Origin of the sequence: Tautonia rosea (genome assembly GCF_012958305.1) — a bacterium.
Classification (GTDB): Bacteria; Planctomycetota; Planctomycetia; order Isosphaerales; family Isosphaeraceae; genus Tautonia; species Tautonia rosea.
Genome location: NZ_JABBYO010000020.1, coordinates 69,166 through 88,221 on the forward strand (window position 1 = coordinate 69,166; position 19,056 = coordinate 88,221).

The following is a 19,056-nucleotide window of genomic DNA, read 5'->3' on the forward strand; positions in this document are numbered from 1 at the left end:
CTCGGAAAAAGGGCGGGGACACACGCGGTCTCAGGAGATCGTCTTCGCCGACGATCCGGGCGCCAACGCCTCGACCTTGAGGTCGCCTCCGTCCGGCCTGTGTTTGAATTGAGCCATTGAGCTGCAACGCGGCGGAGGCCAGTCTCTACCGGACTGCCTTTCTCAATGCGAACGGGATCGGGCCGGGAAATTTTTCTGAATGATGAGAGAGATTTTGGATCTTTGCGGCAATCCATTCAGTAGCATTGGAGGTGGGTCGACCGCTCAGTCGTGAGACTGCGTCCACCGCGTCGTCCCTCTCCTGGAGGAAATTTCGGCCATGCGATCACCGCATCTGTCTTCGCGACGCGAGTTCGTCAAGGCCGCCGGTCTGGCCTCGGGAGCCATCGGCCTTTCCCTTGCCCGTTCCGCTCGCTCCGCCCCACCGATGGCGCAGGCCCCCGACCCCGACGCCGTGCTTGCCAAGCTGCTGGAAGGAAACCAGCGGTTCATGAACGGGCAGACCTCGCTTCTGACCCGCCGACGGCCGGCAGACTTCGCCCCGCTGGCCGAGGGGCAGGCTCCAACGGCGATCATCGTCGCCTGTGCCGACTCTCGGGTTGCCCCGGAATTGATCTTCGACCAGGGGATCGGCGACCTGTTCGTCGTTCGGGTGGCCGGCAACCACGTCACCGGGGCGGGGCCGATCGTCCAGGGAAGCATCGAGTTCGCCGTTGCCGTGCTGGGTGCCCGGCTGATCGTGGTGCTCGGACACGACAAGTGCGGCGCCGTCGAAGGGGCGATCGCCCGGTCCGAGTCCGACGATCCCCTGCCCGGGTCGATCGACGCATTGGTGAAGATCATCAAGCCTGCCGTTGCCGACGCCGCGGGGAAGCCCGGCGACCGGCTCGAGAACGTCATCCGGGCGAATGTCGCGCGCTGCGTCGGCAGCCTGAAGACCTCCGGGCCGATCTTGCCCGAGTTGGTCACGTCTGGGGAATTGAAGGTCGTTGGCGGTGTGTACCAGCTGGAGTCGGGAAAGGTCGAGCTGCTCGATTGAGCCGAACGTCACACACCAAAAAGAGTTGAATTGCTCGCGTGACTGTGGGAGCTCCGTTTTGCTTCCCCTATGCGTGAGGGCGATCCGGATGTGATCGCAAGGTGCGCGGGAACCGTTGCGGAGCATTGACACGCTCCGGATTGATGACGTCCTTTTCAGTTGATTACTGTTGGGTCTTTCTCCATCCCCCGGACTGAGCAACCTTGAGTACGCTCGATCGCGAGACAATCGCCCGGTATGCCGCCGCGGTTCCGGTTCCGGTCCTGGCGGTCTTTCGGGGAATCGGCCAGGTGTTCTTTCAAGAGAACGCCCTGACGGGCCTGAGTTTTCTGCTGGGGATCGCCATCAGCTCGCCGTTGATGGCCTTCGGAGCGTTGGTGGGCTCGGTGATCGGCCTGGCGACCGCTCGGCTCTTGAAGTTCAACACCGAGGAGGTCGAGGCCGGGATCTTCGGCTTCAATCCCGCGCTGGTTGGCATCGCCACCTTCTTCTTCTTTCAACCCAATGCGTCGAGCGTTGGGCTATTGCTTGGGGGCAGTGTGGCGGCGACGCTGCTCACGAGATTCTTGCGATCGTTTGTCCCGTTCCCAACGTATACCAGTCCGTTTGTGCTGATGGCCTGGGTGCTCTTTCTGGTCGGGCCGTCGCTGGGCTCGGCCTTTGTGGAACCAGGAGCGCCGGCGGAGGCGGGCAGTCCCTTGCAGGGAGTGGCCCACGGGATTAGCCAGGTGATGTTCCAGGCGAATCTGGCCACGGCGGTGCTGTTCCTGATCGGGATCGCGTTGAACACCTGGCAGCACGGGGTCTGGGTGGTGGCGGCCTCGGCCCTGGGAGTCCTCGTGGCGAATTACCACGTCACCCCGGAGATGCGCGCCCTCGACCCGGAGCGCCTGATTCAGCGATTCCTGGCCGAGAACATCTCGCTGGGACTGTATGGCTACAATGCGACTCTGGCGGCCCTGGCCCTGTTCATCTGGCGGAGGTCGCTGATCCCGACTTTGCTGGGCATCTTGATCTCGGTCCCCCTGACCGAACTGGTGCCGATGACCGGCCTGCCGGCCCTGACGGCGCCGTTCATTCTGGCGACCTGGGCCGTCTTGATCCTCGGCTGGTTCGATGCCCGGTTCCTGCCCGAACCTATCGTCCCGGCCACCGAAACCTATGTCCGAGAGCACCCGTCCGCCGCCGAAGCCGAGGCCGACGCCATCTGATTCCCCCCTTTCCTTCCGCCGCCGGGAGCCGACCGACTCATGAATCTCTCTCCGCAAGAACGGGACAAGCTGCTGATCTTCGTGGCCGCCCAGGTGGCCCGGCAGCGCAAGGATCGCGGCTTGAAGCTGAACGTGCCCGAGGCCACCGCCCTGATCACGGCCGAGTTGATGGAGATGGCCCGCGATGGCAAGTCCGTCGCCGAGATCATGGCGGCAGGCCGGGAGATCCTCTCGCGGGACGACGTGATGGAGGGCGTTCCCGAGATGATCTCCATGATCCAGGTCGAACCGACCTTCCCCGACGGAAGCAAGCTCGTCACCGTTCACGAGCCGATCCGCTGACCGGCCGTTCCGTGTTGCCCATTTCCTGGTTGTGACGACCCTCAATCACGAGGATGATCATGGTTCCGGGTGAATACTTCTTTGACGGTGACGACCTGGAGCTCAATGCGGGCCGGCCGGTCGTGACCGTGACGGTCAACAACACCGGCGATCGGCCGGTCCAGATCGGCGCTCATTATCACTTTTTTGAGGTCAACCGCGCGCTCGTCTTCGACCGCGAGAAGGCCTACGGGATGCGGCCCGACCTTCCGAGCGGCACCTCGGTCCGGTTCGAGCCGGGCGAGGTCAAGCAGGTGAACCTCATCCCTTACGGGGGGCGCCGGGTCGTCTACGGCTTCAATGCCCTGGTGTCGGGCCGGCTTGACGACCCGTACATCAAGTCGACAAGCCTTCAACGCTTCAAGGATCAAGGGTACGGTCACTCGCCGTCCGAGTGATCTGTCGGCCGCATTTCGGGCCGATCGGCCCACTCCACTCCCGGAGACGACTTCACGATGAGCGTCCGACTTTCCCGCAAGGCCTACGCCAAGAAGTACGGCCCGACCAAGGGCGACCGCATCCGACTGGCCGACACCGAGTTGATCATCGAAATCGAGCACGACTCGACCGACTACGGCGAGGAGTCGATCTTCGGCGGCGGCAAGTCGATCCGAGACGGACAGGACCAGTGCCCGCTCGAAGAACCGATGAGCCCGCCGCACTGCGACCTGGTCATCACGAACGCCGTGATCATCGACTACTGGGGGATCGTCAAGGGGGACATCGGCATCCGGGAAGGCCGGATCGTTGCCGTTGGCAAGTCGGGCAACCCCTTGACCCAGGACGGCGTCGACCCGAGGCTCGTCATCGGCCCCGGCACCGAGATCATCGCGGCCGAGGGGAAGATCGTGGTCGCCGGCGGGGTCGATACGCACATCCACTTCATCTGCCCGCAGCAGATCGAGACGGCCCTGGCGTCGGGCATCACCACCCTGATCGGCGGCGGCACCGGTTCGGCCACCGGCACCTGGGCGACGACCTGCACCCCCGGCCCCTGGTACATCCAGCGGATGCTCCAGGCGTTCGAGGGGTTGCCGATCAACGTCGGCGTCATGGGCAAGGGGAACAGCAGCCTGGCCCTTCCCCTGGACGAGCAAATCGAGGCCGGTGCGTGTGCACTGAAGCTGCACGAGGACTGGGGGACCACCCCCGCGGTCATCGACACCAGCCTGACCGTGGCCGATCGCTACGACATTCAGATCGCCATTCATACCGATACGCTGAATGAGGCGGGCTTCCTGGAGGACTCGGTCGCCGCCATCAAAGGGCGGGCGATCCACAGCTTCCACACCGAGGGGGCCGGCGGCGGCCACGCGCCGGACATCATCGCCATCGCCGGGTTGCCCAACGTGCTGCCCGCCAGCACCAATCCGACGCGGCCGTTTACCGTCAACACAATCGACGAACATCTCGATATGTTGATGGTCTGCCACCACCTCTCGCGCGAAATCCCCGAGGACGTTGCCTTTGCCGAAAGCCGCATCCGCGCCGAGACGATTGGAGCCGAGGACATCTTTCACGATCGCGGCATCATCAGCATGACGAGTTCCGACTCGCAGGCGATGGGCCGCATCGGCGAGGCGATCGTCCGGACCTGGCAAACCGCCCACAAGATGAAGGTCCAGTACGGGGCCATGCCCGGCGACACCGCCCGCAATGACAACGAGCGCGTGAAGCGCTACGTCGCCAAGTACACGATCAACCCGGCGATCACCCACGGCATTGCCCAGCACGTCGGCAGCATCGAGGCCGGGAAGCTGGCCGACCTGGTGATCTACGAGCCGGCCTATTTCGGGGTCAAGCCATTCCTCGTCGTCAAGGGCGGTCTGATCGTCTGTGCCCAAATGGGCGACCCGAACGCGAGCATCGCCACCCCGCAGCCAGTCTACATGCGTCCTCAGTTCGCGTCGTACGGCCGGGCGCTGTCGAAGTCGTGCCTGACGTTCGTGTCGAAGGCCTCGCTCGAGCGGGGCATCGTCGATCGCTATGGCCTTCAGCGCGAGGTGGTGGCCGTCGACGGCTGCCGAACGATCGGCAAGAAGGACATGAAGCGGAACGAGGCGGCCCCGAAGATCGAGGTCGATCCGGACACCTACGAGGTCCGCGTCGATGGCGAGAAGGTCGGCAGTGAGCCCCTGGCCGAGTTGCCGATGACCCAGCGTTATTTCCTTTTCTGACGGCGTGAAAATCTAACGGCCTGAAGACGTGATGACTGACCCATGAATCTCGGCCTGCTCCAGATCGCCGACTCGGCCCTCCCGATCAGCGGCTACACCCACTCCTGGGGACTCGAAGCCTCGATCGCCAAGGGAGCGGTCCACGACGCCGAGAGTCTCGAAGGCTGGACGGCAACCTGGCTTCGCACCGTGCTTGGCCCGCTGGAGGGGGTGCTCGTCGCCTCCTCTTGCCGGGCGGTTCGGGCCGGGGGTTCGGAGACATTGCTCGAACTGAACGAAGTGGCCGAGGCGTCGATCCTCCCCCCTTCCATCCGCAACGCCAGCCGAGAGATGGGCGATCAGCTCATCACGCTCGGAGCGACCTGGGGCTGGTCTGCCGAGCGGCTGGCCGCGATCCTGAGCACCCTTCCCCATCGTCCCGAGGCATGGCACCATGCCGTGGTCTTTGGCCTGCTCGGCGCCCTGGCCGGGGGAGAGGTCCGTGAGGTGCTGGTTGCCTATCTCCACCAGGCGGCGCTCGGGGTGATCGGGGCCGGGGTCCGGGCCATTCCTGTCGGCCACACCCACGGCCAGCAGATCCTGGCCTACATCCACAACGACATCCGAGAACAGGCTGACGATCTGGTCGACCGTGGTCCCGAGACGGCCGGGTCCGGATGCCCTTTCTACGAGATCCGATGCGATGAACAAACGCGACTTTATGCCCGCATGTTCCGATCCTGATCCCTCGTCTGGTCAGGTGCGACCCTTCGATCCTGCCAGGCGCCGGTTCCGCCCCCCCGTGGTCTTCCACAACGACCCGGGGCACGACCACATGGGCCGTCCCGGCATGGCCCGGTACGCCGGGCCGACGCGGCAGGTCTTCACCCTCGGTGTTGCCGGGCCGGTCGGTTCGGGCAAGACGGCACTGGTTGAAATGCTCTGTCATGCCCTCTGGCCCGAGATCAACCTCGCGGTCATCACCAACGATATTTACACGCATGAAGATGCCGAGTTCCTCTCGCGCCGCGAGGCCCTCCCCCTGGAACGAATCGTCGGCATCCAGACCGGCGGCTGTCCGCACACCGCCATCCGAGACGACGCCAGCGCGAACCTCAGCGCCGTCGGCAACTTTCAGCGCCAGTTCCCGGGCCTTGAGCTGGTTATCGTCGAGTCGGGCGGCGACAATCTCACGGCCGTATTCTCGCGAGAGCTGGCCGATCGCTTCATTTTCGTGATCGACGTGGCCGAGGGGGACAAGATCCCTCGCAAGGGGGGGCCGGGAATTTGCAACTCCGATCTGCTCGTGATCAACAAGACCGACCTGGCGCCTTACGTGGGGGCCGATCTGGAGGTGATGCATCGGGACAGCACCCGGATGCGAGGCGAGCGGCCCTTCCTGATGACCAGCATTCGCCAGAAAGAGGGGGTCGATCAGGTGGTCTCCTGGGTCCGGGAGCAGCTCGCCGCATCGAGCGTTCCGAGCTCCTGACCCCTCCCGAATTCGTCGGCATCGAGTCTCTCGGGCACCCCGCCGCCCGCGTTGGCGGCGCCCGGATCGAATTGATCCACGACCGGGGACAGACCCGCCTCGGCCGATGCTATCAACAAATCCCAATTCGACTGATGCCCCCGTTCGCCATCGAGGACGAACCGGCCGCCCTGCTCTACCTGATCACCCTGACCGCCGGCCTGCTTGATGGCGACGCTCAGCTTATCGAGCTGCTTGCCCGGAGCGGGACCCGATCGGTCGTGACGGGCCAGGCTGCGACCCGCATCCATCCCGCCGCTGACAGTTTCTGCTCGCAACAATGGGAGGTGGCGGTCGAGGATGACTCGATTCTCGTCGTTCTACCCGGGCCGGCAATTCCGTACCGAGGCTGCCGCTACTACCAGCGAGGCCGGGTCGAGCTGGCGCCGACGGGCCGCGTCATCTGGGGAGACATCTGGCTGGCCGGTCGGTACCAACGTGGCAGCCTCTCCGAGCGGTTCGTCTTCGATCGGATCGTCCAGGACTTCGAGGTGCGCCGATCCGGCAGGCTCCTCTACCGCGACCGTTTCCGATGGGACGGGCCGTGGTCGACGTCAGATGTGACCTGGCACTTCGGGGGCGAGCTTGCCTCCGGATGCCTCTACGCCTCCGGGCCGATTCCGGAGTCGCTCCCCGAGCCGGGACCGGGCCTGCGTCAGGCCATTTTCCCGCTCGATGCCGGGGGCTGCTGCGTCCGATGGTGCGGCGAGCCGTCTCGTGTGACCGCGGCGCTCGTCCAGACGGCCCTGCAGATTGCTGCCGAGTGGACCGATGGTCCCGGCTCCCCTCCCTGGCTGCTCCAGTCGAGCGACCTGGCGCCGAATCACTGGTTCTCGACGCCGCCCGGCGGATCGTCGGGAACCTAATAGTCCTCGGCCGACGAGAGGCCGATAAGGCGTTTCTTCATCACCGCAGAAACACCACAGATCACCGCGCGTCGCGTCCTGCAGCCCCGCCCACCGCGGCCGACCGCGATCGAGCGCGCTGCTCGCAGAAGCGCCGCCAGAGTTTCTTGAAGAAGGTCACTTCGCCCGGCTCCGATCGATCGATCGCATGCCCGAGGAACTGAACGAGGAATCCGCCGTCGAACAGCAAAAACGCCAGCATGAAGACGGGGACCGACAGCAGGGTGACGTAGATCGGGATGTACAGCACCCCCAGAATGGTCGGCGGAATTGCCAGGATGTGGAGGACGAAATTGACCGGCCGACGGTGTCGGGCGATCCAGTCCTGCACGACCGGGTCCGGCGAGAGCGGCGGGCAGATCATCGGTGCAAGTCTCACAGGTGTTCACGCAACGGGGGCGGCCCAGGTCGATCACAACCCTGGCGATCGGCCACAACGCTTGGCAAAGGTCTCCAGGCGGCGATCGAGACCGGGGCGGGCGAACGACCGAAAACAGAACGTCCCGTCCGAATCTCCGATCGCGTCTCAACGACCCGACCGCATCGCTTGACGCTGGCAATGGGGCTCGGTAGCTTGAACCCCTAACGCAACGTACTGGCCAGTTGCCAGGATAGCCACTCCTCGCCCTCGCTCGCAAGCCGCTCCCCCGCCCCGAGCCGCCCTTCGTCTCGCAACGGCCCACGGCAACGGATCTCGGCGTTTGCGAGGCGAGGGCCCCGTTCCGTTCCCCGGACACTCCCTTTTCGCGAGACGAGCGAGCATCGCCCTCATGGCTTACGAAGTCACCCTCATCACTGGCGACGGTACCGGCCCCGAACTGGCCGAGGCCACCCGACGCTGCATCGACGCCACCGGCGTCAAAATCAACTGGGATGTTCAGGAGGCCGGCGTCGACGTCATGGAACGACTCGGCACCCCTGTGCCCGACAGTGTCCTCGAGTCGATCAAGCGCACCGGGGTCGCCCTGAAGGCTCCGATTACCACCCCCGTCGGCACCGGCTTCCGCTCGGTCAACGTCTACCTCCGCCAGGTGCTCGACCTGTATGCCTGCGTCCGCCCCTGCAAGATCTACGAAGGAGTTCGCACCACCTTCTCCGATCACAAGATCGATCTCGTCATCGTCCGAGAGAACACCGAAGACCTGTACGCGGGCATCGAATTCGAGCTGGACAAGCCCGAAACGGCCGAGCTGATCGGCACCATCAAGCGCCTCGGCGGCAAGTCCATCCGCCCTGATTCGGGCATCTCCATCAAGCCGATCTCCGTTGAAGGCTCGCGCCGGATCGTTCAGTATGCCTTCGACTACGCCCGCAAGAACGGCCGCAAGAAGGTCACCGCCGTCCACAAGGCCAATATCCTGAAATTCTCCGACGGTCTGTTCCTCAAGACCGCCGAGGAAGTCGCCAAGCAGAACTCCGATATCGAGTTCGACGAGCGCATTGTTGACAACATGTGCATGCAGCTTGTCCAGAAGCCCGAACTGTACGACGTGCTTGTCTTGCCGAACCTGTATGGTGACATCCTCTCCGACCTTGGCGCCGGCCTCGTCGGCGGCCTGGGCATGGCCCCCGGCATGAACGTCGGCGACAAGGGAGCCGTCTTCGAGGCGACCCACGGCTCGGCCCCCAAGTACAAGGGCTTGAACAAGGTCAACCCGGTGGCGTTGATCCTCTCCGGCAAGCTCATGCTCGACTACCTCGGCGAAACCGATGCCGGCGCCCGGCTCGAAAAGGCCGTCGCCCAGGTCATCGCCGAAGGGAAGGATGTCACCTACGACATGAAGCCCCACCGCGACGACCCCACAGCCGTCGGTACCTCCGAGATGGCCGACGCCATCATCAAGGCCATGGGCTGAGGTCTATGAGCCCTTGCTCATGACGGTCTCAGGATGAGACACTCGGGAGGCTGGGATCGTCTCGATCTCAGCCCCCCGTTCGTCTCATCGAACCCTCGGGTTGACGCATTCGCCACCCTCCTGGCGAGTCCTCGTGGAGTCCGTCCATGGACTTTGCCTCCAGGCTGGGCGGCCTCGCCGCCATCGTGGCGGGCGGCTTCATGATCCTCATGGCGATCGGCTTCACGACCCTCGGCGCAGGAGATCGTGACGATCCGCTGCCGGCCCCCTCGATCGCTCGACTGCTTCGCGATGACGAACTGGGGCCGCTCCTTTTCGGTGGCATCCTGCTCGGCCTCGCTGGCCTCTGGCTGGCCTTCCGCAAGCCCGAAGCTCTCGGCTGATCAGTCGGTCAGACGTTCGGCTCCGGCCGACTCACGGCCAGTGGACACATTGGTATATTCTCATTTTTTAATCGCTATAGCGATCATGGTTCCTCGGCGCAGGACCTGAATGGTGTCCGCCGGGTCGAACCGCTTGGCAGCCCTCAACGCGGCGATCGGGCCGTTCCGATCCCCGACCGCGACCCGGACCGAGCAAGGCCGATGGCTGACTCCAATCCCATTCCCACACCTTCCCGCCGCTTCGAGGTTGTCTTCCGGCTGATGAACCACCTGGCGACCCGATGGGCGACGCCGGGCTCGGGGCGGGTCGGCGTGTGCAGCCCGCTGGTGGGGGTGGTGTCGGGCCTGGGGGCGGTTGCCTTTTTGCTGCTGCTGGAAGCGGTGGTTCACGGGGTGCTCGGTGAGTGGATGGGCTTGCGGCCGCCGCCGACGGGAGAGGGAACGCCGCACCCGATCTCATATCCGAATACCTGGTGGCTCGTCCTGCTCATCCCCGCCCTCGGCGGCCTGATCTCCGGGCTGATGGTCTTTACCTGGGCCCCCGAGGCCGAAGGGCACGGCACCGATGCCTTGATTCGCGCCTTCCACCGCGGCGGAGGCCAGATTCGGGGCCGAGTGCCCTTGATCAAGGGGCTCTCGTCGATCATCACCATCGGCTCGGGAGGTTCGGCCGGCTCGGAGGGGCCGATCGCGCAGGTCGGTGCCGGCTTCGGGTCGTTCCTGGCTCGGTTGCTGAAGCTGACACCGGACGAGCGCCGGCTCTTGATGCTGGCCGGTGCCGCTGGGGGAATCGGGGCCATCTTCCGGGCGCCGCTGGGTGGCGCCTTGTTCGCTTGCGAAGTGCTGTACCTGACGGCGGCGATGGAGTCGGCCGCGCTCCTGCCATGCCTGGCCAGCGCGATCGTGGCCTATTCCACCTTCGCGCTGTTCATCACCCCGAGGCCGATCTTTATCGTCCCGAACCTGGAGTTTCACGGCCTGCTGGAGCTGCCCCTGTTTGCCCTGCTCGGGCTGGCCTGCGCGGGGGTTGGCTGGCTCTATGTACGGGTCTTCTATGGAATGCGCGATCATCTGTTCCGCCCCTTGCCACTGCCAAGGCACGTGAAGCCGGCCATCGGCGGGCTGTTGCTGGGGATCATGGCGCTGGCGTTTCCGCAACTGATGACCGGCGGATACGGCTGGGTGCAATGGGGAGCGATCGGCATGCCGCCCTCGCTGGTCCTGCCCGACCAGCCCGTCTTCGACCCCGGCATGGGCGTGATGCTGCTGCTGAGCCTGGCGCTGCTGAAGACGGTCGCCACCGGCCTGACGATCAGCTCCGGCGGCAGTGGGGGTGTGTTCGGTCCGTCGATCTTCATCGGCGGGATGCTCGGCGGCGCGCTGGGCCAGTTGCTTGACGCCGCGCTGCCAACCTGGGATCTGAACCCCGCCGCGTTTGCCCTGGTGGGGATGGGGGGCTTCTTCGCGGGGGTCTCCAAGGCGCCGCTGGCCTCGATCGTCCTGGTTTGCGAGATGAGCGGATCGTACAGCCTGCTCGTTCCCTTGATGCTCGTGTGCGGGCTCAATGTCGGGCTCTCCCGACGCTGGACGATCTACGAGGAGCAGGTTGCTTCGCCGGTTGACAGCCCGGCCCACCAGGGAGACTTCGTCGTCGACGTGCTGGAGCGGCTCCGGGTCGACCAGGTCCGAGTCCGCACCGAGGGCTTGGAGATCGTGCCCGAAGCCACTCCCTTCAGCCAGGTCGTGCGACGGGTGGCGGGGTCGACTGAGACGCTCTTCCCGGTCGTTGACGACGAAGGGTTGCTGACCGGCATCTTCTCCCTGCGCGATGTGCGCCTGGCCCTGTTGGGGACCGGAAACCTCGGCGCGCTGGTCGTCGCCGACGATATCGCCCGGCCTCCCATGACCGTCACCCCCGAAGACGACCTGCATACCGCCCTGAAACGGATGACCGAGCTGAACGTCGATGAGTTACCCGTCGTCCCGGCCGACGGGCCGAATCGCCTGCTCGGTCTGCTCGGCCGCAAGGATCTCGTCAGGGCCTACACCGCCCAGATCGAGGCCCTTCGGTCCCCCACCGAGCCGGCCGCAGCCTGATCGCGGATCGCTCGGCAACGTTCCATGCTCAACGAGAGGCATCGAGCACGTCGGCGAGGGCAGCCCGAAGGCGAGGCTCGGCGCCGGGGGCGACCCAGCACCATTCGTTAAGGTTGGTGTCGCCCTCCGACACGGCCTGGTCGGTGGGGATGTAGCCGGGGGCACATTCACCGTAACCGAGGGCCATGATGAACTGGTCGGGGCGAAGCTGCTGGGCGAGAATTTGGTACTCGACGTAGGACTCACCAGGGAGGAGAACGATCTGAGTCGGGCCGAAGTCGATGGCGGGCAGGTCGATCGTGCGTCCTTGCTCGTACCGCTTCTGCCAGCTCAGTCCGAGGGCGGCGAGGCACTGGCCGAAGGGCTTCGGGTCGTGTTTGAGCCGGTCGAGGAGGGCCTCGGGTGTGAAGGAACCAGTGGAGCGAGGAGGGAGGTCGAGAGAGACAGAGCGGAAGGAGACCCGTTCAAGCCGAGTTCGCTGCGTGGACTGCCAGGAGGCGACCATGGCGAGGTGGAGGCGATCGGCGAGGATGTCGCGGTATTCGGGGGAGCCGTCGTTATATTTACCGGCGGTGACGTTTCCGCTGCATCCGGACAGATACATTTGAAAAACCGTGGGATCGTCGGCCTGGCGGCGGGTGCGGGCGAGGCCGACGAAGTCGCTGGAGACGAGGCCGCGGCCGTAGGTGCTCATGGGGTGGACGGCGTAGGCGTGCAAGGCGGCGAGGGGCTGTTCGTCCTGCCAGAAACTCAGCGTGCGCAGAAGGGGGTCGATGACTCCCTCCGGCTGAGACTGAGGGTACGGATCTCGGGTCGCACTGCCTCGTGAAAAGGAGGGCGTCCCATCAGGCAGGAGGTAGCGGCGGTTGGAGGCGACCCGATCGACCGGGGCGCTTCCAAGGCCGATTGCGGTGACCGGACGGGCCAACGGGAGGCTTGCCTTCAGATCGGCGGCGACACGTTGGACGGCATGTTCATGAAATTCAGGGTCACAAATGCTTCCCCGTGCCGCATGACTGCGGAGCAGGCGCTCGGCTTCGAGGTCAACGACGGGGGCATCATGCTGATGGATGCTGTTGACGAGAACCCGTTCCGGAGTGGTGCCGGCGGCCTCGGCCAGCAGCGATCGCCAGCGGTCGAAGGCGTCGTTGCGGATCTCGCACCAATCGACGGCGACCACGACCAGGGGATGATCGGGGCCGAGCAGCACGATGCCCCGGGCGAGCAATGGGTCGCGAATTTCGGAGGCGGGCTCGACCCCACCGCCCATGCAAGGGTGGCCGAGGGGGATGGTGACGTCGGTCGAGAAGGTGGCGAGGCGGAAGCCTTGTTCTGGTTTTGCTCCGCGAGCCGATCGGGCCAGGCTGCCGGCGATCGCGGCAAGGCCACCGAGAGCGGCACGGCGAGTCATGGAATGGGATATTCTCATCACAATTTTAGATTGGCAATTTTGAGCACGTAAAGATACCCCCAACGAGACTCAGCCTAATACGCCGCCGATGGGAGTTCCGTTGCAAAGCCGCAAAGGGCGGCCGAGGGTGTCGACCAGCTCAAGCTCAGGGGCAACGCCGAGGCAGTGGTAGATGGTGGCGGCGATGTCGGCGGGGGTGACGGCATCGCGGGAGGGGTAGGCGGCCCAGCGGTCGGAGGCACCATACACGGTACCGCCGCGGATGCCGGCACCGGCGAGAACCGTGCTGAAGCAGTGGGCCCAGTGGTCTCGGCCGTCACGACCGGCCCCGGCGCCGCCGACGACGGACTGGCCGACCTTGGGGGTGCGGCCGAACTCGCCGGTCCAAACCACGAGGGTCTCGTCGAGCAGGCCGCGGGCCTCCAGGTCGTCGAGCAATGCGGAAAAGGCCTGATCGGCCGGGGGCATGAGGCGGTCTTTCAGGTCGATGAAGTTGCGGTTGTGCGTATCCCAGTAGACGCTGACATTGGTGATACCGTCGTTCTGCCAGAAAACCGTTGTCAAGGGCACACCGGCCTCGACGAGCCGGCGAGCCTGCAGGACCGCCTGGCCGTGGGCGTGCATGCCGTAGCGCTCGCGGAGGCGGGGGTCTTCCTTCGAGAGGTCGAAGGCTTGCATCGCGCGGCGGTCGGTCAACAAGGCGTGGGCACGCTCGTAGTGGGAGGACATGGCATCGACCTGAGGAGTCTGCTCCAGGTGCCGGGCCTGCTGCTCGACAAGCTGGAGGAGCCCCTGGCGAACGTCTCGTCGCGTGGGGCCAACCTCGGCGGGAAGGCGGAAGTCGCCGACGTCGTAATTGGGGAGGCTGGGGTCGTGATCAATCGAGAACGGATTCAAGGCCGGGCCGAGCCAGCCGGCTCCCTGGCCGTGGCTCTGCTCGACGAATCGAGGGGCGCCGTCGGTGCTGACGGGCATGAACTGGACATAAGGGGGCAAGGGAGAGCGGCGCTGGAAGTGGTCGAGGTGTTCGAGGACCGCTCCGTAGTGGGGCCAATCCTCGTTCATCGGGCCGCCGCCGGGCCGGGGGATCGGGTGACCGGTGAGCAGTTCGTGGGTGGCGGTGGTGTGATTCACGTCGCGGTGGTGGACGGATCGGATCACGGCGAGCTTGTCGCAGCGGGTCGCAAGGCGGGGGAAATGCTCGGAGATCATCAGGCCGGGAACGTTCGTCTCGATCGGCTTGAATTCACCGCGGACCTGCTCCGGAGCCTCGGGCTTCAGGTCCCAGGTTTCCTGCTGCGCGGGGCCTCCCCACATGAACAGAAGAATGCAGGCCTTGGCCTTGCCAAAGCTGGAGGGTGGGGCAAGCACGCCGCTCGATCGGGCCTGAGCATTCAGCAAGGTCGGCAGGTTGAGGCCCAGCAGTCCAAGCCCTCCGGCGCGGAGGAACTCGCGCCGAGAACGCTGAAGACCAGACCGGAAGGCCCCGCAGCCCTGGTTGACGCTCCGCTTCATGCAGCCCTCCCCCTGTCTTGCGTCCCCTCGTTCACCCCAACCGATCCCGCGACCCGCAGCCCTTCGGAGGGAAAATCAACAAGCATTCAACCTATCCGATCCGGCCTGGTTCGGGCAAGTCGGACCTTGGTCGAGTGCTTGACTCCGAGGCATCGTGCAGGTTGGGATGACTCGGGGCGTCTCGACTTCACAGGATCCCCTCAACTGGGGATTCCGCAAGACGCGGGGCGATCGTGTCCAAGGCAGCCGTATTGGGAGAACCGTGATGACTCGAACCTGGCAACGGGCCTGGTTGCTCGCCGCAGGACTTGGCTCCTCGATCCTCTGGTTTGCGTGCTGGGCAGCCTCGGTTGTGCCCGGGACGTCGGCCGTTACCGTTCCGTGGGCCCTGGGCAATTTGGAGGCAGTGCTGACCGGAGCGACGATCGGAGCGGCCTGGATGTGTCGATCCCATGCTTGAATCGCTCGGCCGTTTCCGCCAACAACAGGCTCGGAATCCCGGTCGATTGGCTTGCGATCGAGGTCTTCCACGCCCACGTGGCCAGGGCATTCCTCAGCGTTTATCATCGGTTCGATTCGGTAGCGGTCGAAAGTCTGGTCTTTGTGTGTGTGTGAACTGGAAGCGATTGCCATGCCCCACGTCGTCTTGCTCGGAGACTCGATCTTCGACAACGCCGCGTATGTGCCGGGAGGGCCGTCGGTCCTCGATCATCTGCAGAAGCATCTGCGCCCAAGCTGGCGGGTCACGCAGCTGGCCGTCGATGGTGCATCTACCGAGGACGTGGCCCGACAGCTCAAGGGTCTTCCCCGAGACGCGACGCATCTGGTCGTGAGCACAGGAGGCAACGATGCGCTTGGCGCTCGCTCCTGGATCCTGCACGAGCCGGCCGACTCCGTGGCCGAGGTGCTCACCGCCCTGAACGCGATCCGGGACGCGTTCCAGGCCGCTTATCGGGCCATGCTCGACCGACTTCAGTCATTGCACAAAGCCGTTACGGTCTGCACCATTTACGATGCGATCCCCGGCCTCTCCCCCGCCGAACGGGCTGGGCTGTCCGTGTTCAATGAAGTGATCCTTCGCGAGGCGTCGCGTTCCATCGTCTCGGTGATCGACCTCCGCCTGGCGTGCAACGACCCCGACGACTTTTCAACGCTCTCCCCGATCGAGCCTTCCGCCTTCGGAGGCGGTAAAATCGCCCGCCTGATCCGTCGGGTCGTGGCCGAGCAAGACGTCTCAAACCTCGCCGCCCGGATTTACCGCTGATCTCGTCTTCCTCCCCGACCAAAAGGACCGTCCACGGATGGATCGCATCGCCTTTCACCGACTCATCCGGGGCGAAACGCTTGGCCCCCGAGCTGCGATGGCAAGGGCGGCGCTCCGGGTCGCCTCCGCGGGCTACCGCATCGGAATCACGTCCCGGAACGCTCGGTTTGATCGCGGCCGGGGGGTGGAACGGGCCGAGGTGCCGGTCGTCTCGATCGGTAACATCACCGTCGGCGGCACCGGCAAGACGCCGATGGTCGAATACGCCTGTCGACACTTCCGCAGGCTCGGCCTCCGCGTCGCCATCCTCAGCCGAGGCTACGGCGCGACCGAGGGTCTCAACGATGAGGGGCTCGTCCTCGACGCCAACCTGCCCGACGTCCCCCACTTTCAGGACCCCGACCGCGTCTCCCTGGCCCGGATCGCCGTGGAGGAGTGTGAATCCCAGGTCCTCGTCCTCGACGACGGCTTCCAGCACCGTCGGCTCGCCCGAGATCTCGACATCGTCCTGATCGACGCCCTCGACCCGTTCGGCCTCGGCCATCTGCTCCCCCGCGGCCTGCTCCGCGAGCCGATCCGCTCCCTCCGTCGCGCCGGGGTCGTGGTGCTTTCGCGGGCCGACCTTGTTTCCCCCGACGATCGCCGCGCGATTCGGGCCGAGGCCGAACGCCACGCCGGGCCCCTGCCCTGGGCCGAGGCGCGTCACGCGCCCCGCGACCTGATCGACGATGCCGGCCAGGCGTTTCTGCTCGATCTTGCCCGATCCGGCCCGGTCGTCGCCTTCTGCGGGCTCGGGAATCCGGAAGGGTTTCGCCGCACCGTCCTTGGCCTCGGGGCGAACCTCGTCGCCTTCCGGACCTTCCCCGACCATCATCCGTACGATCGCTCGGATGTCGATTCCCTAATTTCCTGGGCTCGCGAGCATCAGGCCAGCCTGGCCTTGACCACGCAGAAAGATTCGGTCAAGCTTCGTCTCGATCATCTGGGGCCTGTTCCCCTGCGCGCGGTTCGGATCGGTCTGGAGCTGCTCGACGGGGCCGACCTCCTCGACGCCTCGCTCGATCGGATCGCCGCGAAGGCTCCTCTCGACCCGGGGCCCTGACGCTCGTCCGTCGCCTCCTCCCCCTCCGACTTCGGGAAAGGATTCCCCGATGCGGATCGTCGTCTTCTGCCCGAACCTCGTCGGCGACACCGTTATGGCCACGCCGACCCTGAGAGCCCTCCGCCAGGGGTTCCCGACCGCCCGGATCTCCGGAATGATCAAGCCGAACGTCGCCCCGACGCTCGATGGCGCTCCCTGGCTCGACGACCTCATCCCCTTTCACCCCAAATCAGCCGACCCCGACCAACGGATGCCCGGTGTCATTTCCCGGTTGCGTGACGAGCGGTACGACCTCGCCATCTTGCTGCCGAACTCGATCCGATCGGCCCTCATGGCCTGGCTCGGAGGCGTCGAGCGCCGGGTCGGCTACGCTCGGGGCGGTCGCGGCCTCCTGCTGACCGACCACCTCCACGCCCCCCGCGATCCTCGGGGCCGTTTCTCCCCCGTGCCGATCGTCGAGTATTACCTCGCCCTCGCTCGTCACTTGCACTGCCCGGTCGATTCGCTTGCCTGCGAGCTGTTCACGACCGCCGACGACGAGCAGGCCGCCGACCTTGCCTGGCAGCGGCTCGGCCTGCTCGGCGATCGGCCGGTCGTCTGCCTGAACACGGGAGGCGCTTTCGGCCCGGCGAAGAACTGGCCCGACGCCCACTTCGCCACCCTCGCCCGTCGTCTGGTGAGCGAGCTTGGGGTGAAGGTGCTTGTCGTCTGCGGTCCTGCCGAACGGGCCTCGGCTCGGGCAATCGTTGCTGGGGCCTCGCATCCCGACGTGGTCAGCCTGGCCGAGGAACCGGTGAGCATCGGCCTGACCAAGGCCAGTGTTCGCCGATCGGCCCTGCTCGTCACCACCGACTCCGGCCCCCGCCACTTCGCCGCTGGCTTCGGTGTGCCGGTCGTCAGCCTTTTCGGCCCAACCCACATTGCCTGGACACGCACCTATCACCCCCTGGCCATCCACCTGCAACAGCCTGTGCCTTGCGGGCCGTGCCAGAAACCCGTCTGCCCGCTCGGCCACCACCGATGCATGACCGAACTGCACCCCGATGCCGTCTTCGAGGCCAGCCGACGCCTCCTCTCCCGGCCGTCCTCCCGCCGAGCGGCCTGACGAAGTCCCAGGAGCAACCCCCATGTCCACCTGGCTCGTCACCGGAGGCTCCGGATTTCTTGGCCATCATCTGTTGAATCGGATGGTCTGTTCCGATCTCGGGATCACTCGGCTAATCGCCCTCGGCCGTCGGCCCCCTGAGGGCTGGCCCGCCGACGCCTTCCTCCGCGCCGACCTCAACGACCCCGCCAGCCTCTCCCGAGCCCTCGCCACCGTACGACCGAGGGTCGTTCTCCACCTCGCCGGCCTAACTCCTCCGGCCGACGAGGCGACCTTGCACCGCGTCAATGCGGGCGGGACCCTGGCCTTGCTGCGGGCCTTACAGGCGATCGGCCGGCCTTGCCGGATCGTCAGCGCCGGATCAGCTGCCGAGCTGGGTCCTGTCCCCGAAGCCTTGCTTCCCGCCAACGAGACGATCCCCTGCCGACCCGATTCCCCCTACGGCCTGAGCAAGTGGTTCGCCTCCCAGGCCACCGTCGCCAGCCCCAGGCCGATTGAGGGAATCGCCGCCCGCATCTTCAACCCGATCGGCCCGGGCATGCCGTCCTCCCAGGCCTTCGGCCGCTTCGCCGCGCAGCTTGCCGCGCCGAGCCCCGACCCGCTCTCCCTTCAGACCGGAAACCTCGACGCCCGCCGCGACCTGATCGACGCCCGAGACGTGGCCGACGCCCTGATTGCGCTGGCCCTCCGTGGTCATCCGGGACGGGTCTATCACGTCGGGACCGGCTCCTCGCACCGCATCGGCGACGGTCTTCACCGCCTCATCGCCCTGAGCGGCCGTCGCGTGGTCGTCTCCTCCGACCCGAACCCCGGCCCCGGCCCGGTCGACTCCCGCGCCTGCATTGCCGCCATCAGGCGAGACACCGGCTGGTCTCCTCGCATCCCGATCGACGAGAGCCTGGCCGACCTCTGGAACTCGGTTCGCCCCCGATCCCTCCGGCCCGATGCTCCTCACCCCCCGCCGTCTCCCAACCATCGCTCCGAATCGACGCCGATCGCCTGCCACCCATCGACCGACTGACCTTGACCGTTCTCGCAAACCCTCCGACAATCCCGGCCAACGGTCCAGGGAGCGGACCGCGCTCTTGATCCGATGTTGT

At 65.8% G+C, this 19,056-nt stretch carries 19 protein-coding genes; 16 read left to right on the forward strand and 3 right to left on the reverse strand.

Annotated elements, in window-relative coordinates:
- The first annotated feature begins 319 nt into the window (after positions 1 to 319).
- The 8 genes from HG800_RS24430 to HG800_RS24465 all read left to right on the forward strand — a co-directional run bounded on the left by HG800_RS24430 (position 320) and on the right by HG800_RS24465 (position 7,184).
- Positions 320 to 1,039, forward strand: a complete 720-nt coding sequence (locus HG800_RS24430) for a carbonic anhydrase (protein ID WP_169980529.1) — start codon at positions 320 to 322, stop codon at positions 1,037 to 1,039.
- Positions 1,040 to 1,242: 203 nt separating this feature from the next.
- The gene (locus HG800_RS24435; protein WP_206352439.1) at positions 1,243 to 2,250 is read left to right on the forward strand and encodes an urea transporter; all 1,008 of its coding nucleotides are present in this window, start codon (positions 1,243 to 1,245) and stop codon (positions 2,248 to 2,250) included.
- A 39-nt stretch (positions 2,251 to 2,289) separates the two neighbouring features.
- Positions 2,290 to 2,592: an urease subunit gamma gene (locus tag HG800_RS24440; RefSeq protein WP_169980532.1), complete on the forward strand. Its 303-nt coding sequence runs from the start codon at positions 2,290 to 2,292 to the stop codon at positions 2,590 to 2,592.
- A gap of 59 nt (positions 2,593 to 2,651) precedes the next feature.
- Positions 2,652 to 3,029 carry an urease subunit beta gene (gene ureB / locus HG800_RS24445; RefSeq protein ID WP_169980534.1) on the forward strand — a complete coding sequence of 126 codons (378 nt, stop codon included), beginning with the start codon at positions 2,652 to 2,654 and terminating at the stop codon, positions 3,027 to 3,029.
- Between the two features lie 57 nt (positions 3,030 to 3,086).
- The gene (gene ureC / locus HG800_RS24450; RefSeq protein WP_169980537.1) at positions 3,087 to 4,808 is read left to right on the forward strand and encodes an urease subunit alpha; all 1,722 of its coding nucleotides are present in this window, start codon (positions 3,087 to 3,089) and stop codon (positions 4,806 to 4,808) included.
- Positions 4,809 to 4,850: 42 nt separating this feature from the next.
- Entirely contained in the window at positions 4,851 to 5,531 is a 681-nt protein-coding gene (locus tag HG800_RS24455; protein WP_169980539.1) for an urease accessory protein UreF, read from the forward strand.
- A gap of 106 nt (positions 5,532 to 5,637) precedes the next feature.
- Positions 5,638 to 6,279, forward strand: coding sequence for an urease accessory protein UreG (ureG, locus tag HG800_RS24460; protein WP_390622663.1), 642 nt, complete (start codon positions 5,638 to 5,640; stop codon positions 6,277 to 6,279).
- 134 nt (positions 6,280 to 6,413) lie between these two features.
- Positions 6,414 to 7,184 (forward strand): urease accessory protein UreD, encoded by a 771-nt coding sequence (locus HG800_RS24465; RefSeq protein WP_169980541.1) that lies wholly within the window; start codon positions 6,414 to 6,416, stop codon positions 7,182 to 7,184.
- Between the two features lie 61 nt (positions 7,185 to 7,245).
- Here HG800_RS24465 and HG800_RS24470 read toward each other — a convergent pair whose 3' ends face one another.
- Positions 7,246 to 7,587: an Mpo1-like protein gene (locus HG800_RS24470; RefSeq protein ID WP_169980543.1), complete on the reverse strand. Its 342-nt coding sequence runs from the start codon at positions 7,585 to 7,587 to the stop codon at positions 7,246 to 7,248.
- Between the two features lie 406 nt (positions 7,588 to 7,993).
- Between HG800_RS24470 and HG800_RS24475 the strand changes: the two genes are divergently transcribed.
- From HG800_RS24475 to HG800_RS24485, 3 genes are all read left to right on the forward strand, one after another.
- Complete coding sequence (locus tag HG800_RS24475) at positions 7,994 to 9,079, forward strand: isocitrate/isopropylmalate dehydrogenase family protein (RefSeq protein WP_169980546.1); 1,086 nt, start codon at positions 7,994 to 7,996, stop codon at positions 9,077 to 9,079.
- Between the two features lie 146 nt (positions 9,080 to 9,225).
- Positions 9,226 to 9,462: a hypothetical protein gene (locus tag HG800_RS24480; RefSeq protein WP_169980549.1), complete on the forward strand. Its 237-nt coding sequence runs from the start codon at positions 9,226 to 9,228 to the stop codon at positions 9,460 to 9,462.
- Positions 9,463 to 9,663: 201 nt separating this feature from the next.
- Positions 9,664 to 11,559 carry a chloride channel protein gene (locus HG800_RS24485; protein WP_169980551.1) on the forward strand — a complete coding sequence of 632 codons (1,896 nt, stop codon included), beginning with the start codon at positions 9,664 to 9,666 and terminating at the stop codon, positions 11,557 to 11,559.
- A 28-nt stretch (positions 11,560 to 11,587) separates the two neighbouring features.
- Here the strand turns inward: HG800_RS24485 and HG800_RS24490 are convergent, their stop codons facing one another.
- A complete protein-coding gene (locus tag HG800_RS24490; RefSeq protein WP_169980554.1) occupies positions 11,588 to 12,970 on the reverse strand; it encodes a hypothetical protein in 1,383 nt (460 codons plus the stop codon).
- Between the two features lie 69 nt (positions 12,971 to 13,039).
- Entirely contained in the window at positions 13,040 to 14,485 is a 1,446-nt protein-coding gene (locus HG800_RS24495) for a DUF1501 domain-containing protein (RefSeq protein WP_169980556.1), read from the reverse strand.
- Between the two features lie 265 nt (positions 14,486 to 14,750).
- Between HG800_RS24495 and HG800_RS24500 the strand changes: the two genes are divergently transcribed.
- The 5 genes from HG800_RS24500 to HG800_RS24520 all read left to right on the forward strand — a co-directional run bounded on the left by HG800_RS24500 (position 14,751) and on the right by HG800_RS24520 (position 18,977).
- Positions 14,751 to 14,945 carry a hypothetical protein gene (locus HG800_RS24500; protein WP_169980558.1) on the forward strand — a complete coding sequence of 65 codons (195 nt, stop codon included), beginning with the start codon at positions 14,751 to 14,753 and terminating at the stop codon, positions 14,943 to 14,945.
- A gap of 171 nt (positions 14,946 to 15,116) precedes the next feature.
- Positions 15,117 to 15,749, forward strand: a complete 633-nt coding sequence (locus tag HG800_RS24505) for an SGNH/GDSL hydrolase family protein (protein WP_169980560.1) — start codon at positions 15,117 to 15,119, stop codon at positions 15,747 to 15,749.
- Positions 15,750 to 15,786: 37 nt separating this feature from the next.
- Complete coding sequence (gene lpxK / locus HG800_RS24510; protein WP_169980562.1) at positions 15,787 to 16,851, forward strand: tetraacyldisaccharide 4'-kinase; 1,065 nt, start codon at positions 15,787 to 15,789, stop codon at positions 16,849 to 16,851.
- 49 nt (positions 16,852 to 16,900) lie between these two features.
- The gene (waaF, locus tag HG800_RS24515) at positions 16,901 to 17,956 is read left to right on the forward strand and encodes a lipopolysaccharide heptosyltransferase II (RefSeq protein WP_169980564.1); all 1,056 of its coding nucleotides are present in this window, start codon (positions 16,901 to 16,903) and stop codon (positions 17,954 to 17,956) included.
- 22 nt (positions 17,957 to 17,978) lie between these two features.
- On the forward strand, positions 17,979 to 18,977 hold the full coding sequence (locus HG800_RS24520) for an NAD-dependent epimerase/dehydratase family protein (protein ID WP_235963940.1): 999 nt from the start codon (positions 17,979 to 17,981) through the stop codon (positions 18,975 to 18,977).
- Positions 18,978 to 19,056: the final 79 nt, after the last annotated feature.